Origin of the sequence: Cyanobium sp. BA5m-21, from assembly GCF_024346235.1 — a bacterium.
GTDB lineage: Bacteria > Cyanobacteriota > Cyanobacteriia > PCC-6307 > Cyanobiaceae > Cyanobium_A > Cyanobium_A usitatum.
The window spans coordinates 1-13,435 of record NZ_JAGQCO010000056.1 but is presented as its reverse complement, the minus strand read 5'-3'; the positions used below and the strand labels follow the sequence as shown (position 1 = coordinate 13,435).

General features: G+C 59.3%; 18 protein-coding genes. 10 read left to right on the top strand and 8 right to left on the bottom strand.

Translation table 11 applies throughout. From position 1 onward, the window contains the following. Nucleotides 1-349: 349 nt before the first annotated feature. From KBY72_RS12635 to KBY72_RS12625, 3 genes are all read right to left on the bottom strand, one after another. Nucleotides 350-1,264, bottom strand: a complete 915-nt coding sequence (locus tag KBY72_RS12635; RefSeq protein ID WP_254959760.1) for a GIY-YIG nuclease family protein — start codon at nt 1,262-1,264, stop codon at nt 350-352. Nucleotides 1,265-1,541: 277 nt separating this feature from the next. Next, the gene (locus KBY72_RS12630) at nt 1,542-2,798 is read right to left on the bottom strand and encodes a site-specific integrase (protein ID WP_254959761.1); all 1,257 of its coding nucleotides are present in this window, start codon (nt 2,796-2,798) and stop codon (nt 1,542-1,544) included. Between the two features lie 307 nt (nt 2,799-3,105). Next, the gene (locus KBY72_RS12625; protein WP_254993730.1) at nt 3,106-4,146 is read right to left on the bottom strand and encodes an HD domain-containing phosphohydrolase; all 1,041 of its coding nucleotides are present in this window, start codon (nt 4,144-4,146) and stop codon (nt 3,106-3,108) included. Between the two features lie 340 nt (nt 4,147-4,486). Between KBY72_RS12625 and KBY72_RS12620 the strand changes: the two genes are divergently transcribed. Together KBY72_RS12620 and KBY72_RS12615 are read left to right on the top strand one after the other, a co-directional pair. Then, complete coding sequence (locus tag KBY72_RS12620; protein ID WP_254959763.1) at nt 4,487-4,942, top strand: RrF2 family transcriptional regulator; 456 nt, start codon at nt 4,487-4,489, stop codon at nt 4,940-4,942. Continuing rightward, nucleotides 4,942-5,145 carry a hypothetical protein gene (locus tag KBY72_RS12615; protein WP_254959764.1) on the top strand — a complete coding sequence of 68 codons (204 nt, stop codon included), beginning with the start codon at nt 4,942-4,944 and terminating at the stop codon, nt 5,143-5,145. The genes KBY72_RS12620 and KBY72_RS12615 overlap by 1 nt, the downstream gene beginning before the upstream one ends. 3 nt (nt 5,146-5,148) lie before the next feature. Here the strand turns inward: KBY72_RS12615 and KBY72_RS12610 are convergent, their stop codons facing one another. Genes KBY72_RS12610 through KBY72_RS12600 form a run of 3 tightly spaced genes read right to left on the bottom strand, consistent with a single transcriptional unit; the run spans nt 5,149 to nt 7,216 of the window. Beyond that, nucleotides 5,149-5,475 carry a hypothetical protein gene (locus tag KBY72_RS12610; RefSeq protein WP_315859556.1) on the bottom strand — a complete coding sequence of 109 codons (327 nt, stop codon included), beginning with the start codon at nt 5,473-5,475 and terminating at the stop codon, nt 5,149-5,151. After that, nucleotides 5,475-6,218 carry a fatty acid desaturase gene (locus tag KBY72_RS12605; protein WP_254959766.1) on the bottom strand — a complete coding sequence of 248 codons (744 nt, stop codon included), beginning with the start codon at nt 6,216-6,218 and terminating at the stop codon, nt 5,475-5,477. Before KBY72_RS12605 ends, KBY72_RS12610 begins: the two co-directional genes overlap by 1 nt. Nucleotides 6,219-6,262: 44 nt before the next feature. Further along, nucleotides 6,263-7,216: an orange carotenoid-binding protein gene (locus KBY72_RS12600; RefSeq protein WP_254993729.1), complete on the bottom strand. Its 954-nt coding sequence runs from the start codon at nt 7,214-7,216 to the stop codon at nt 6,263-6,265. 127 nt (nt 7,217-7,343) lie between these two features. Here KBY72_RS12600 and KBY72_RS12595 point away from each other — a divergent pair, with 127 nt between their 5' ends. Further along, the gene (locus tag KBY72_RS12595; protein WP_254959883.1) at nt 7,344-8,006 is read left to right on the top strand and encodes a class I SAM-dependent methyltransferase; all 663 of its coding nucleotides are present in this window, start codon (nt 7,344-7,346) and stop codon (nt 8,004-8,006) included. A 91-nt stretch (nt 8,007-8,097) separates the two neighbouring features. Here the strand turns inward: KBY72_RS12595 and KBY72_RS12590 are convergent, their stop codons facing one another. Next, nucleotides 8,098-8,241 carry a chlorophyll a/b-binding protein gene (locus tag KBY72_RS12590; protein WP_242036302.1) on the bottom strand — a complete coding sequence of 48 codons (144 nt, stop codon included), beginning with the start codon at nt 8,239-8,241 and terminating at the stop codon, nt 8,098-8,100. Nucleotides 8,242-8,611: 370 nt separating this feature from the next. On the opposite strand from KBY72_RS12590, the gene KBY72_RS12585 reads away from it, so the two are divergent. Genes KBY72_RS12585 through KBY72_RS12570 form a run of 4 tightly spaced genes read left to right on the top strand, consistent with a single transcriptional unit; the run spans nt 8,612 to nt 10,317 of the window. Beyond that, on the top strand, nt 8,612-8,911 hold the full coding sequence (locus KBY72_RS12585; RefSeq protein ID WP_396121794.1) for a DUF2811 domain-containing protein: 300 nt from the start codon (nt 8,612-8,614) through the stop codon (nt 8,909-8,911). Between the two features lie 44 nt (nt 8,912-8,955). Then, nucleotides 8,956-9,345 carry a fluoride efflux transporter FluC gene (locus tag KBY72_RS12580; RefSeq protein ID WP_254959768.1) on the top strand — a complete coding sequence of 130 codons (390 nt, stop codon included), beginning with the start codon at nt 8,956-8,958 and terminating at the stop codon, nt 9,343-9,345. Next, nucleotides 9,342-9,731, top strand: coding sequence for a fluoride efflux transporter FluC (locus tag KBY72_RS12575; RefSeq protein WP_254959769.1), 390 nt, complete (start codon nt 9,342-9,344; stop codon nt 9,729-9,731). Before KBY72_RS12580 ends, KBY72_RS12575 begins: the two co-directional genes overlap by 4 nt. Before the next feature lie 34 nt (nt 9,732-9,765). Then, nucleotides 9,766-10,317 carry a cytochrome B gene (locus KBY72_RS12570; protein WP_254959770.1) on the top strand — a complete coding sequence of 184 codons (552 nt, stop codon included), beginning with the start codon at nt 9,766-9,768 and terminating at the stop codon, nt 10,315-10,317. Nucleotides 10,318-10,321: 4 nt separating this feature from the next. Here KBY72_RS12570 and lnt read toward each other — a convergent pair whose 3' ends face one another. After that, nucleotides 10,322-11,776, bottom strand: coding sequence for an apolipoprotein N-acyltransferase (gene lnt / locus KBY72_RS12565; protein ID WP_254993728.1), 1,455 nt, complete (start codon nt 11,774-11,776; stop codon nt 10,322-10,324). 48 nt (nt 11,777-11,824) lie between these two features. Here lnt and KBY72_RS12560 point away from each other — a divergent pair, with 48 nt between their 5' ends. The 3 genes from KBY72_RS12560 to KBY72_RS12550 all read left to right on the top strand — a co-directional run. Continuing rightward, complete coding sequence (locus KBY72_RS12560) at nt 11,825-12,181, top strand: phasin family protein (protein WP_106502258.1); 357 nt, start codon at nt 11,825-11,827, stop codon at nt 12,179-12,181. 53 nt (nt 12,182-12,234) lie between these two features. Continuing rightward, complete coding sequence (locus tag KBY72_RS12555) at nt 12,235-12,873, top strand: FKBP-type peptidyl-prolyl cis-trans isomerase (RefSeq protein WP_254941986.1); 639 nt, start codon at nt 12,235-12,237, stop codon at nt 12,871-12,873. An 88-nt stretch (nt 12,874-12,961) separates the two neighbouring features. Continuing rightward, nucleotides 12,962-13,435: superoxide dismutase (locus KBY72_RS12550; protein WP_254993727.1), on the top strand; the 474-nt coding region annotated here is incomplete at its 3' end.

Genomic DNA, 13,435 nt, shown 5'->3' with positions numbered 1-13,435 from the left:
GAGTCATACGCCTCCTCACATCAGCCTTAAAGGCCTCGCTGTAACGACGCATTGCTCTGCTCCATCAAGCCCCCTGGTGAAAAAAGTGGTCGAGATGGAGAGGCGTCAACTTTCCTGGCAGAGGGGGTCGGCAATGATCTCCTGCACCCACTTCTCATTGAGCGTCGGGTGCGCCTTCAGTGAAATTGTCTGGATTTTGACGTGCTTCAACGTGTCTGCTCGCTTCTCCCGACATCATGACCGCTAAAGCCCTTAGGAGCAATTTAATATCAGCAGGGCTGGCTACTTGGACGATGGATGCCCTAGGAATCGACGTGCTGGCCGGCAATCTGTGCGTTCATAGGGGATCTCAGAGCTCTGCCAATAATGCCAATAGTTTGTGAGCCTCCTTTATATGAGTTGGATCCATCCTAAAATATTCGGTCTGAGGCAAGCGGATATCCCTGAATTCGAAATGCATCTTCCGTTCGACGTCCTGAAAATTCTTACACCTAATTACGTTCAGAACTTCATCTGGCCGAAGCTCTCCAAGCCTTCTTAGCAAGTTTTCCGTAATACCTATTTTGCATAGGTCTCCATTCCTTACAAAATATACAAATCCAAATAGATTTTCGCCTACACCCTCGAAGCCTTCCTGCATGGTCAATCCCGAGACGTCTCCTCCAGGATTTCTTATTGCGGCAAGGAGATTATTTAGAAATTCTTTCCGTCGTGGCCCACTGTTGAAATAGGCTTTTTGCATTTCTTGCCATTTCTCTTCATCTTCTTGCAGCGGAGATGTTCCTGCATTAAAGATTTTCGCCGACCAAAATCTCCATGCCTCTCTTCGATTACACGAGAGTCCGTTAAGATCAAAATAAGATGAAAGGACGCTTTCGTAGCATTCTGCTAGCTCCAGCGGGAATTTTGCCATTTGTGGATCATCAAGCCATGGATGAGGCTTGTCAGCATAGGTGTTTGGATTTACAACGCCAGACCAAGAATCTATTTGCCAGTCTATAGTTTCACATTTAAAAAACTCTTTCTCAAGTGGAATACTGCGAAAGTCTTGGGCCGTCTCAATCTCGCCTGAATCATCTCTCAAGCATGCTGCAAGTCCAAATAATAGACAGGAAGGATCACACGAAGCCTTGAGAGTCTCAATCTCTGACCTTCTGGCATTTGTTTGATATTCTGAGAGTAACTGATCAAGCTCAGCATCTAGCAGCAAAAGCCTTTCAACGATTTCACCAAGTTCCTTGTGAGAAAATAAGCTGGAGTTCATTTTCAATTTGATTAAGTCTGCTACCTAGCGCCATCGCTATCGTAGTGGAGGACATGGCAATTACTTTGCTAGGTAAAGTTTTTAGCCCAATCTGGCCAACTTGATTAGCTCCCTCATAGGCATCAGTGGAGTCATGAGGTGGCATCTAAAAAATAATCGAGGAACTCGATCGGATCCTTGCAGTCATTCTCGCCTAGGCCTACGTGGTCACCAGTGATCAAGAATCGACATCTATGCCCCATTGGGCATCCACTTGCTTCCAGCCTTGGCCCTGCAACTACTGCGTGGAATCCCGCATAGAAAGATCAGACGGGAGGGCCATGAAGTCCCCAACAACTTGCAAAGCTGATTCCTTAAGTCCTTTGTCGTCCGTCCAACTGCCGTAATGCCGCATGTGGGTGCGGACGTCATGCCCCATCAAGGCAGCCAGGTCACGCATCGGCATGCTGCGCTCGTAGTACTTGACCCCACGCCAGGCATAACCATGCCGAAGGCTGTAGGGCACCAAGTCAGGCGTAACCGCCACCGATGACTGCCAGCACGGGTGACGATCGAGGTACTGACGAAAGGCTGCTCCACAGGCTTTGAAATCAGTGGCGTTACGAATGCTGGTGGGCAACTTGACCAGTCCACTGGCATACAGCTGCAAAACCCTCGCGCCCTCACCAGGTAATTCCTTGAGATCAAGCGGCAATACCAACCTGTTCTGCTTCGGCTGATTTGCGGTTGCCTTATTGCGCTTGACCGGCGCGACGTATAGATACCCCTCCTCCACCCTCAGGGCCATCAACTCAGCCGGACGCAAGCCATAGAGCCCAACAAGCGCAACAGCAAGACCCAACTCGGGGTTTGCATCCAAGGACTCCAGCAGCTGCAAAAGCTGTTCAGGCTTGACTGGCACCGTTGCCTTGGGTGCCGACTCACGAATCCCGACCAGAGCGGCAAGATCATGGACATCGCCAGGCAACCACTTTGTGGGAGCCCCGCAAGTCTTCACCGCAAAGGTCAAAAACCTTGCGACGTCGAGGAGGTTGCGCTTACGGCCGGGACTCCCAGACGGCAACTGATCAAGGTACTGCGTGCTGTAGGCCTTAAGAAGCCCACGGCCATCGTGGGGGGCACGCTTGGGAGCTAGGAGCAACTGGACAGAACGATCGATCCGATAACGCTCCTCGGCGTTATAGGTCGACTGCTTGACCCCTGTCCGGATGCGATGGGCCTCGTACTGGCTCGCAACCTCGGTCCAGTTGACACCGTTGAAGCCTGCATCTGAAGAACGGTGTAGCAGCGTGTATGCATCGTTTAGACCTAAACCGAGCTGCTCCATCCGGTTACGGACGGTCGCCACAAGCTGAACAACTTCGGACTGACTGCCTGGAGCCCACGCCAGATCCGTTGTCACTGCTTGCTTTCGATCACCAGGAACTCGCCGATAGAGCTTGACCCGACCGGACTGCTCCTCAATTCCCCAGCCCCGTCCGTGCTCACGTTTGAGCAGACCGCGAACGTCATCAACCCAGATCTTCTTCGCCATGACCCCCTGCCTATGCAGCAGGTGCTCAACCGACTGCCCTAATCTAGGGCAAAATCTAGGGCAAAATGGTACGAACAGGTCCTAACCAGTCCGTACAAGCTGTCTCAGCAAGCCTCTAACACCTGTTGCGGCATCAGCTATTTGCTTTCGTCGCAGGCAGTCTCATCGATAAAAAAATCTGCATGGCATGCAGGGGGTCAGCGGTTCGAATCCGCTTGGCTCCATATCAAACCCAGGCTAGCCCTGGGTTTTTTGATGTTTGGCGAATGAGCTGCCGGGGGGCAACCCACTAGCTCAATTCAGAAGTTCAGTTAGAGCTGCCACCGTGGCGGGTCAAAGATTGGGGAAAGGAGTAGTCCTTTTCCCGGAACAGCGCAAGGCAAGCTTCCACCACAGCGCCATCGAACAGGGTATTTTTGCCCGCACTGACCACCTCCAACGCCTCCCCCAATCCTTTAGCAAAGCGATAGGGAAGGTTTGTAGTCATCGCTTCTACGGTGTCGGCCACCGCCAGAATCCTGGCCTCGAGAATGATGGCGTCACCCTCGAGCCCTTGAAGGTAGCCGCTGCCATCGAGACGTTCGTGGTGTTGACGCACCGCCTTAGCAACCGGCCAGGGAAAATCAATTTCACTAAGCACCTCATATCCCACCTCCACATGGCTCTTAATCAGGGCCATTTCCCAAACAGACAAAGCGGTGGGCTTGGTCAATAACTCTGCGGGAATTGCAATTTTGCCAATGTCGTGCACAAGTGCAGCAATGCGCAAACCCTCCATGGTGCTGGCAGCTAGGCCCAGCGCTCGACCAATCGCCTCGGCAAGATCTGCCACTCGGTGAGTATGCCCAGCGGTATAGGGGTCGCGCGCCTCCAGCACCGAGGTGAGGGCATTAACGATGCCACTTAAACCGGCCAATACCGCATTGTCATAGGCCTGCTGCAGGCCTTCGGCCCGCTTCCGCTCCGAGATATCACGAATATTGCACTGAATCACCATAGCTTCGCCAACCGAATAGACATTGCTAACAAATTCCACCGCTATCGACTTTCCGGCCTTCGTGAGCAGAGGCATGTCGTCATAGTGAACATAGAGCTTGTCTTGCAGATCAGAAAAAGCCTCAATCGATTTACCCTTATCAACAAAAGCGCCAATCTCCCACAACTTCAAGCCCACAATTTCAGCAGAGGGATAACCAAGTAGATCGCAAAGGTAGGGATTGACCTCCAGAATTAAGCCAGTCAACGCATCAATTATCAAAATGCCATCTTGGGCAGACTCAAAAAGACGCCGGTAGCGCTGCTCCGACGCCAGCAACGCCCGTTGAATTAGATCTTCCTGCTTCGTCACTACCTTTTCTCCCCCAACCCCTAAAGCCTATCTAGGCAAAGGGCTTGCGGCCATACGGGAATAGGGGAGATGGGCCTAAACAGATTTCAGCTCCAACCAATTTCCGATCTTCGGAGGTGATGCTGCCCCTGACTCAGAGCCACCATCAGGTCGCAACCGACCCTTTTCATAGCTGACCCTTTTCATAGCCAATCATATTCATACTCAAACTTTTTTCCACCCAACCAACGAGCTGTCTTAATGAAAAGCCCCCAGCCTGGTTTTGGTTTGGGGGCTCTTGCCGCAACCAGTTGACTGCTCTTGGGATTTCCAACCCGCCTTGCGTTGTTTAGCTGGCAGAATGGCAGTTGACCATTGCAAGCCCATGGGCTTCAGCGCCAAAACCCAATATGGATTGGTCGCCCTCATAGACCTCGCCGGGGCTTACGCCTCTGGAGCCTTGGTTCAAACCGGCGAGATCTGCAAGCGCCATGCCATTCCCGAACGCTATCTCGAGCAGATGCTCACCGGCCTGCGCAAGGCCGGACTGCTAAACAGCATCCGCGGACCGAGGGGTGGCTTTCAACTCGCCCTCAATCCAGACAACATCACTGTGGCCGATGTAGTGGCTGCGCTGGAAGGCAGCAGCAACACGGAACTGCAAAGAGAATCAGATGACCCGGCCTTCCTAGTGCTTGCTGCTCTAGACCAAAAACTGGAAGCCACAAAGGAAGCCCTTCTCACCGCAACCACCCTGGCCCAACTACTGCGCGAACACGATGCCTTCAAGCAGCCATTGCCGATGTTCTACATCTGATGCGCAACCGCAAGCCCTTGGCTCCATCAATGGAGGATCAAGACGACTGGCCCATCGACCAGGGGCGTCCCTGGCTGCTAAGGCTGCTGGCCCTGTTGGGAGCCCTTGGCTTCGTGATGCTGGGGGTTAACAGCCTGTTGCCTGCCTTCGAGCCGCCCAGCCCAAGGCCAATGCCCGATCAGCGCAACCGCTCAATCACTTGAGGGCTAGAAGCGGGACATGGCCACGATCTTGGCCAGCTTCTCGGCTTCTAGACCATTCAGTTCGTCGAGCTGCAACAGGCTGTCTTTGACCAAGCTGGCAAACACAAACAGGATGCCGTCGAGGCGGAAATCAAAGCGACCTTCGATCGTGTGGCGCTCGATACTCAGGTAATCGTGCAGCTGCCATACGGTTTCAGCATCTTCAAGCTCGACGGCCTTGGCACGCACCTGAGCCACTAGCTGCTGCACTGCCCTGGTGTAGGCACGGTCGAAGGCTTCGCGGGCAACTGACTGCTCCGTATCTGTCCAACCCTCAAGCATAGTGTCCATCATGTGAATTGGGCCCTCTCCCTTAGCAGCGAGGCTAGTCGGGGACTCAGCCTGCTGCGAGACATACGCCGCTGGGCCGGAAGTTCAAACCAGGCAAGCGTCGGGGCGTCATGGTGCTCCCTGTGATAACCGAAGTGGAAACAGGCCAGTAAGGAAAGCCAGGGAGCCATTTCGAGGCTATCGGCGTGGGGGCGACGCTGGGGCAAACGCTGGCCTCGATGGGGCAGGTAGGTGCCGAAAACAAACAACTGCAGCGAGCTGAGCAGCAGGGGCAAGGTGCAAAACAGCAGCACATTCAGCCAGCCGAATGGAGCCAAGCGGCAGGCGATCAAGGCCAACACTGTCCAGCCCATAAGTAACCGGCCCATCTGGCCCCAGGTGAGATAGCCAGCCATGAAGCGGGCATACCAAGCGATGGCCCCTGCTGCTGGATCCCCGTGGAAATCAGGGTCAGAGGCGCTAGCAGTGAATAGATGGTGGTGTTGATGGTTGCGGCAGCAGGCTTGATAAGGAAGCGCCGCGTATAGGCCTAGGGCGATCCTGCCCAGCAAGGCATTGCCATAGCGGCAATGGGGCCACAAAACCCCATGCATGGCGTCGTGACCAACGATGAATAGGCCTGTTTGCAGCAGGGTGCGGCCAACCACTCCAAAAAAGATGGCAAGCCAGACCCATGGCCTGGCCTGCTGGATGGCGTTTAAATCCCAGCTCAGCAGGCCAGCAAGGCTGACCAGCCAACCCATCGTTATCAGTGCGGCAAGCAGAAGCCCCTTGCGGCTGGCTGCGCTCAACGGCCGAATTTCAGCAAATCTGCAGGGGAAGCCAACAAATCGATGGCCACGAAGTAGATCTTGCCGTCAGGGTTGAGCAGGAAACGCCAAGCAACGTTCATACCAACTCCGGCTCCAAACCAGGGGGTCTGGACCTTGCCAGTCACCTTGATTTGGGTGAAGCTACCTTCTGTGGGTTCAGCGAAACCGCGCTCAGGAAGAAGCTGCAAGTTCTGGCAGTCTTCACGGAAGAAGCGCAGGATCGCGTCACGTCCCACGATTGGCTTCTGGAAAGGGGCTTGGAGTGCGCCATCCGCCAGAAACAGCTCGATCAGGTTGTCGAAGTCGTTGGCGTTCAGCAGGTCCATATAGCTGTTCACCGTTGGGTTGATAACGCCCTCGATGAACACCCGCTTGCGCTGCTCCTGGGGAGTGGGAGCGGCAATGGGCTCCATGACCCGCTGTCCCTCGCCTTTGGCGGGGTCGTAGCCCATATCAACCACAAAGTTGCGCAGCAGGGTGATCTGCTGACCCTGATCGACAGCTTTCACTGAGCTGAGCACCGCAGAAGCGTTGGGCGACAGCTGATAGCCCTCGGGGATCGGAGCAACCAAACCGGCGGCCATCCATTCGCCCAACTGGTACCAGAAGCCCAGCTTGATGTTCACCGACCAGCAGGCGTAGGTGCGACCGATTTGGGTATCGGCGCGATTGGCAAGCTCGCACATCACCTGGCTTTGCTCAGCGAAGTTCATCGCCTTGATTTGGTTGAGCACAGGCTCGGCAAACTGCATCCGCGCTGCGCCAGGGGCGGCCACGGTGATTGTGTTGCCCATTTCGAGATAGGCGTACCAGATCAGAGCCAGTTGGTCCTCGGCGCTCAGCAAGCGAAAGCGGGCCGTGATCGCAGGCACGACGTCAGCTGAAGCTGTATCGGGAAAGATCTGGGTTGCCTTCTCAAGCGTGAACATGCGGCGACGATCCAATTGTTAAGGAGATTTGCAGAGTCTAGCGCCAAGGAGCAAGATCTGATAAGACGCAGCCGCTTTGCGGCTCCGCCATGATCCAATTCTGCTCCAAACACCCCACTCCGTGACCATGATTGCGCACGTACCGGTGCTTAACGAAGCCGACCGTTACAAGCTCGATCGCTCAGACGACGCTCTTTTTTACGCCGAGCCCCGCTTCGTACAGCACCTCGATGCCAGCTTCCGCGCCCGGCTGACCTCTCTGTATCGCGAGCGCATTCCCCCTTGCGCAACCGTGCTGGATCTGATGAGCAGCTGGGTGAGCCATCTGCCAGAGGACATCACCTATCAGGAGGTGATCGGCCATGGCCTCAATACCGAAGAGCTCAAAGCCAATCCGCGCCTTGATCGCCATTGGGTGCAAAACCTCAACGTTGATCAGCACCTACCGCTAGCCAACGACAGCGTTGATGTGGCTCTGATCGTGGCCGGCTGGCAATACCTTCAACAACCGGAAGCTTTAGCTGCCGAGTTGCTGCGGGTGGTCCGGCCCAGGGGTGAAGTGATCGTGGCGTTCAGCAACCGGATGTTCTTTCAAAAAGCGCCCCAGATCTGGACCGACGGCGGCGACCGTGATCACCTGGCCTACGTGGCCCAAGTACTGATGGCTCAAGGTTGGGGCAGGCCGGAACTGGTGGCGGAAGAGACAGCAGCTCCAGGAGCTCTCGGCTGGCTTGGCCAAAAAGGGGATCCTTTCTTGGCGGTGATTGCCTCCAAGCCGATTGCCAGCTAGGCAACCAGCAGATTCTGCAGACAAAAAACCCTGGCAGTAATTACTGCCAGGGGAATAGCTAAGAGGGCTGATGCACTCAGCCCTAATGGATTCAGCCCAAACCCAGTTGGCCCAGGATTCCTTGACCGGTGAGGAGCTCGGTACCAAGTCCGATCACGAAACCGAGCATGGCGAGACGACCATTCCAGGTTTCAGCGAAAGCGACAAAACCGAAGCGGGTAGTGGATTCAGCCATGAATGTTCGTTAGTTACGAAACTTGATGAAATCGTAACAGATCTTGAAGCCGTGGTTGCGCTCGATCGGGACCGGCCATAGGGGTTCCTGCAGGCCTGCCCGGGATTGATCACTACTGCTGAGCAGTGGGCTTTTCCCCAGCCAAGCGCCCTTATCCCCAGCTTTGCGTAGGTTTTTCCACAGAACGGCGGCTCAATATCGGCCGCTCGTCCTGATCCTTTTGATTCTGGATGGGGAAAACGGCCCTCCCCTTGACGCGTCTCCAAGCAACACTTCCGAGCCTGAGGCCGCAGCTCCCAAACCCCGAAAGCGCCCATGGGCCGGTGCTGGCGGCCGTGCGTCTTGCCGGACTCGCCTCCCGGGTCAGCCTTTGACGAATGAGCGCCTGGCGTGGGGTGATGGGGGGACCCAGGCCGATGCCGCCATGCCCCAGATCCCGGACCACGCCCCCGCCTTTGTTTCGGTCGAAAACCAGTTCCCTGAGGAGCTGTACGACGCCATGCGGGAGTTTGTCCGGGTTCACCCGCAGTGGGATCAATACCGCCTGATGCAGGCAGCTCTGGCCGGCTTTCTCTTCCAGCACGGCTGCCCAGACCGGGCCGTGGCTCGCCATTACCTCGACGGACTATTCCGCCGCCAAGCACCCGATCCCACCGCAACCAGACCCTGAGCTCCCTTGCCGGGGGCAGACTGGCAAGGCGTTGTTGGACAGCAATGGCCGCAGGAGCATCAGAGGCCGATGCCCTCCTGGTGGCGATCGGCGCCGTTCCCGGCGCCTGGCTCCGCTTCCGGGTGGTGGATCACCTGGAGCCCGTGCTGCCCAGCCGGCACTGGGGCACCTTTGGGGTCAATGTGATCGCCTGCTTTGCCCTAGGGCTGATTGTGGGCCTAGAGCAGAGCTGCGGCGAAGCCTCCCGCAGAGCATTGCTTCTTCTGGGCACCGGCTTCCTGGGTAGTTTCAGCACCTTCTCCAGCTTCAGCGCCGAGCTCTGGATCGAGCTGGGCAAGCGGCATTGGCGCGAGGCTGCCGTGCTCGCTGGAGGATCGGTAGCAGGAGGGCTGCTGGCGATGCTGGCGGGCCTCAGCCTGGGCGCTCAGCCATGAGCACCATGCCAAGCCGCAGCCTGAAGGGCGATTTGCGCGACCTGGCCCTAGTGGCCGGCGGCGCCATCCCCGGCGCCCTACTGCGCTGGCAGCTGGATGCCGATGTGGTCGCCAACATGCTGGGCTGCCTACTGCTCGGGGTGGTTTTGGCCCAAGCCAGCCAGCGCAAAAGGCTGATGCTGTGGGCAGGCATCGGCTTCTGCGGGTCCCTCACCACCTTCTGCACCTGGATGTTGGACCTGACAAGGGCCCTGCAGGCCGGCAAACCAGGGGAAAGCGCGCTGTTGCTGCTGGCGAGCCTCGCCGGTGGCGTTGCTTTGGTCGCCCTTGGCCACACCATTGGGATGCTTTTGAGCCACCGTCTGCGAGATACGCCTGCGAGATAGGGCGGCGAGATAGGGCGAGAATGCCAAAAAACCAATGAGCAGCTCTGCTGTGAGGCCCAGCTCTCCAAGAAAGGGCCCCTATCAACCCTCCCTGCTGCGCGCCCTGCATGGCTGCAGCGCCCTGGCCTTGCTGGGTTGCTGGCTAACGGGCCTGGTGGTTTACAGCCGTTATGACGGACGCTGGGGGCGGCTACCACTGCAGCTGCCAGGCGACTGGATTGACATCCACGGCAGCTTGGGCGTGGTGATGTTGCCGTTTGCGGTGCTGCTGGCTGTCTACGCCTGCACCCTGGGGCGGCGCCGGCTGCAACGCCCCAGCAACTCCCTCCCCCTGCTGGCCCTAGGTCTGGCGATAGGCAGCGGCAAGTTGATGCAAGAAGACTGGTTGCGCAGCCGCCAACTGCACCATCTCGCTTATCACCTACACCTGCTTGCCTGGCTGTTGGTAGGCGTGGCAGTGGCGGCTCATCTCTGGGGAGTCCTGCGGCTAGGGGGCTGGCCCCTAGCCCAGTCGATGCTGAACACCACCGCCCGCAGCGGCGATCAACCCAGCGACTGGCTCCGGCAGCTATGCCGAAGCAGGTGATCCCTCAGAGCCATCTGCGCCAAGCCGCCCCCACCAGCACCAGTAGCAAGGGAAGCTCTCCCCAGCGGTCGTAGGGGCTGGGGGTCTGCAGGCGGGGCACGGTGAACACACCGGTGGCTGCCCGCCCGGAAGGCAGCGAGGCCACGGGCAAGCCGCGGCTATTCACCAGCAGGCTTGGCCCCGTATTGGCGGCACTCACCAGCCAACGGCCAGTTTCGATGGCCCGCAGCTGGGCCAGGGCCTGAAACTGCTGCTGGAGCAGCAGCGGGTAGGGATCGAGGTTGGCGCTGGCCAGCAGCCAGCCGGCTCCTTCGCGGGCGGCGGCAGCCAGGGAGGCCCCATCGGATAGCTCGTAGCAAATTGCCCCGCCGATGGCGCCAGCTGGCCGGAGCATTAGCCGCGACGGCGCTCCTGGCTGCAGACCCCCCACGGCCGAAAGGCCGCTCCAGCGAGCCAGGTTTGCCAGGGGCACCCATTCCCCCAGGGGCACCAGCCGATGCTTATCGAGCCAGCTACTCGCCCGGCTTTCCCCTGGCGCCAGGCGCAACAGGGCGCTGCGCTGCTCGGGCTCCCCCGCCACCTCCTGCCAGCGGAAGCCGCCGCTGATCAGCTCCACCGGCACCGGCTGCGCCAGCTGGGGCTCAAGACCGAGGGCCCCCTCCGGCAGGACCACCACATCCACCGAGCGCTGGGCCGCCTCCGCCAGCGCGGCCCCCAGGCGCTGCTGCAGCCGCTGCTGCTGGTCCCACTGAAACTTGCGGCGGGTGGGAATCGCCGGCTGCAGCACCAGCACTCGCTCGCTGCCGCCCTCCCCCCGCAGGGGCATGGCCGCTAGGGCAGCAGCACCGGCGCCGTGGCTGAGCAGCACGGCAGCGGTTGTAACCACAAGCCAGCGGCGGCGCTGGGGGGCGGTGCAGCAGCGCCAGAGGCACCAACCCAGCAGCAACTGCACCGCCGCCAGCAGGCCACCACCACCAAGGGCAGCCAAGCCCGCCAAGGGGCGATCGCCGGGTAGGGCAGCAGCCCCCAGCCCCAGCCAAAAAAGGGGCCCTTTGGCCAGCAGCACCTCAACCAGCCCCCAGCCAGCGGCTAACAGCAGGGCGCTGCTGAAGCGGCGCGGGTCTAGGCGACTCGCTAGCAGCACCCATAAAGCCACCAGCAGTGCTCCCGCCAGCGCACACAGCAACAGCAACAACAGGGCCAGGGGCAGGCTCAAGGGGCCCGGTACGCCGATCCAATCGAGGGGATGGAGACCCAGCAACCAGCGGTGACTCACCAGCACGGCGGCAGCTCCCCACAGGGCCCCACCCCAAGCGCCGAGAGCTGAGCCAGCCAGGGCCCACAGGGGCACCAGGGCCAGCCAAAGCAGGGGAGGCATGCCCAGAGGCGGTAGCGCCAGCCCGGCCAGCAGCCCCGAGGCCAGCGCCAGCCACCACCCCCCCAGCCGGTCATTGCCCATGGCAAGCAAGAGTAGGAAGCGCCAGGGTGTCTGGGGAATCAAGCCGCCATGGATCCGAACAACCCCCTCCAACAACTGCTGCTGCGCGGCCTCGGCACCACCTCCCTGGTGTCAGAGCGGCTGCGCAGCGTGACCCAAGCCTGGGTGCGCAGCGGCAAGCTCGATCCCAGCCAGGCTCCAGCCCTCGTCGACGACGTACTCAAAGCCCTGCGGGGCGAAACCCCCGAGCTAGAGCAGCAGGCCGAGCGCCAGCTGGAGCGCAATAAAGACCAGCTCCTGCAAGACCTAGGCCTAGCCCGTCAGCGCGAACTTGATGAGCTGCGGGGCCGACTCGACCGGCTTGAACGCAGCCTGCGTCAGCGCCCAGGTAATGAAATGCCTGGCGAGATCGAAATTCCCGACTGATCAGCCCTGGCTATCCGTCTGCCCGTCAGAATCAGTCCAGTAATTGGAGTCCCATGCGCGACATCCTGATCAGCTCCGCTGTCTGCGTGGCCTGTCTGCTGCTGGCTCTGGTGAGCCAGCTGGTCAATCCAACCGTGGTTGACGCGGCCAGAGTTGATGCGGCCAGCGCCGGTGGCCAAGCCATGGCCTCCCTGTTTTCAGCCCAAGCGCGGCCAGCCGTGAGCAGCAGCTTCGAGCTCGACCCCGACGACCCCAACCCCACCCTTTTTGTGATGGCCAGCGAAAACGATCAAACCAACGGAGCTGAGATCGCCCAGGCCAGCGGCCTCGGAGGTGAACTCAACGCTCCTAAAGAGCGCACCACCCCCAGCGGCCTGCGCATCACCGACCTAGTAGTCGGCGACGGCGCTGAAGCCATCGCCGGCCAGACCGTGGCCGTGAACTACCGGGGCACCCTGGCCAACGGCACGGAATTCGACAGCAGCTACGGCCGCGGTCCCTTCTCCTTTCCCCTTGGCGGCGGCCGGGTGATCCAGGGCTGGGATGAGGGTGTGGCTGGCATGAAGGTGGGCGGCAAGCGCAAGCTGGTGATTCCACCCGATCTGGCCTACGGCGATCGTGGCGCCGGCGGCGTTATCCCTCCCAACGCCACCCTCACTTTCGAGGTGGAGCTGTTGCGCATCGGCGGCTGAGCTGCGGGCTGGGATCGTTAGGATGGACGCTCTGGCTGGATGCTGGCGCGCCGCCCCTCCTGCCTACCCCCTCTTCTTTTTCCTCTCCATGGCTCACACGCTGCCCGCGCTGCCCTACGGCCTCGATGCGCTCGAGCCCAACATCTCCCGCTCCACCCTGGAGTTTCACCACGGCAAGCACCACGCTGCCTACGTGACCAACCTCAACAACCTGGTGGCTGGCACCGACCTTGAGGCAAAGAGCCTGGAAGACACCATCACCGCAGTGGCTGGTGATGCTGGCAAGGCTGGCGTTTTCAACAACGCAGCTCAGGTGTGGAACCACAGCTTTTATTGGCAGTGCATGAAGCCCGCTGGTGGTGGCCTGCCCACCGGCGCTCTGGCCGAAAAGATCAATGCTGATTTCGGCAGCTACGAGGCCTTCGTCGAGCAGTTCAAAACCGCTGGTGCCACCCAGTTCGGCAGCGGCTGGGCCTGGCTGGTGCTCGATGGCGGCAGCCTGAAAGTCACCAAGACCGCCAATGCCGACCTGCCCCTAGCCCACGGCCAGAAGGCCCTGCTC

Coding starts and splice junctions, on each gene's coding strand:
- KBY72_RS12575 (WP_254959769.1), top strand. CDS start 9,342: ATGAGCACCATGCCAAGCCGCAGCCTGAAGGGCGATTTGCGCGACCTG.
- KBY72_RS12595 (WP_254959883.1), top strand. CDS start 7,344: ATGATTGCGCACGTACCGGTGCTTAACGAAGCCGACCGTTACAAGCTC.
- KBY72_RS12615 (WP_254959764.1), top strand. CDS start 4,942: ATGCGCAACCGCAAGCCCTTGGCTCCATCAATGGAGGATCAAGACGAC.
- KBY72_RS12555 (WP_254941986.1), top strand. CDS start 12,235: ATGCGCGACATCCTGATCAGCTCCGCTGTCTGCGTGGCCTGTCTGCTG.
- KBY72_RS12635 (WP_254959760.1), bottom strand. CDS start 1,264: ATGAACTCCAGCTTATTTTCTCACAAGGAACTTGGTGAAATCGTTGAA.
- KBY72_RS12580 (WP_254959768.1), top strand. CDS start 8,956: ATGGCCGCAGGAGCATCAGAGGCCGATGCCCTCCTGGTGGCGATCGGC.
- KBY72_RS12605 (WP_254959766.1), bottom strand. CDS start 6,218: ATGGGTTGGCTGGTCAGCCTTGCTGGCCTGCTGAGCTGGGATTTAAAC.
- KBY72_RS12630 (WP_254959761.1), bottom strand. CDS start 2,798: ATGGCGAAGAAGATCTGGGTTGATGACGTTCGCGGTCTGCTCAAACGT.
- KBY72_RS12570 (WP_254959770.1), top strand. CDS start 9,766: ATGAGCAGCTCTGCTGTGAGGCCCAGCTCTCCAAGAAAGGGCCCCTAT.
- lnt (WP_254993728.1), bottom strand. CDS start 11,776: ATGGGCAATGACCGGCTGGGGGGGTGGTGGCTGGCGCTGGCCTCGGGG.
- KBY72_RS12610 (WP_315859556.1), bottom strand. CDS start 5,475: ATGGACACTATGCTTGAGGGTTGGACAGATACGGAGCAGTCAGTTGCC.
- KBY72_RS12560 (WP_106502258.1), top strand. CDS start 11,825: ATGGATCCGAACAACCCCCTCCAACAACTGCTGCTGCGCGGCCTCGGC.
- KBY72_RS12600 (WP_254993729.1), bottom strand. CDS start 7,216: ATGTTCACGCTTGAGAAGGCAACCCAGATCTTTCCCGATACAGCTTCA.
- KBY72_RS12590 (WP_242036302.1), bottom strand. CDS start 8,241: ATGGCTGAATCCACTACCCGCTTCGGTTTTGTCGCTTTCGCTGAAACC.
- KBY72_RS12620 (WP_254959763.1), top strand. CDS start 4,487: ATGGCAGTTGACCATTGCAAGCCCATGGGCTTCAGCGCCAAAACCCAA.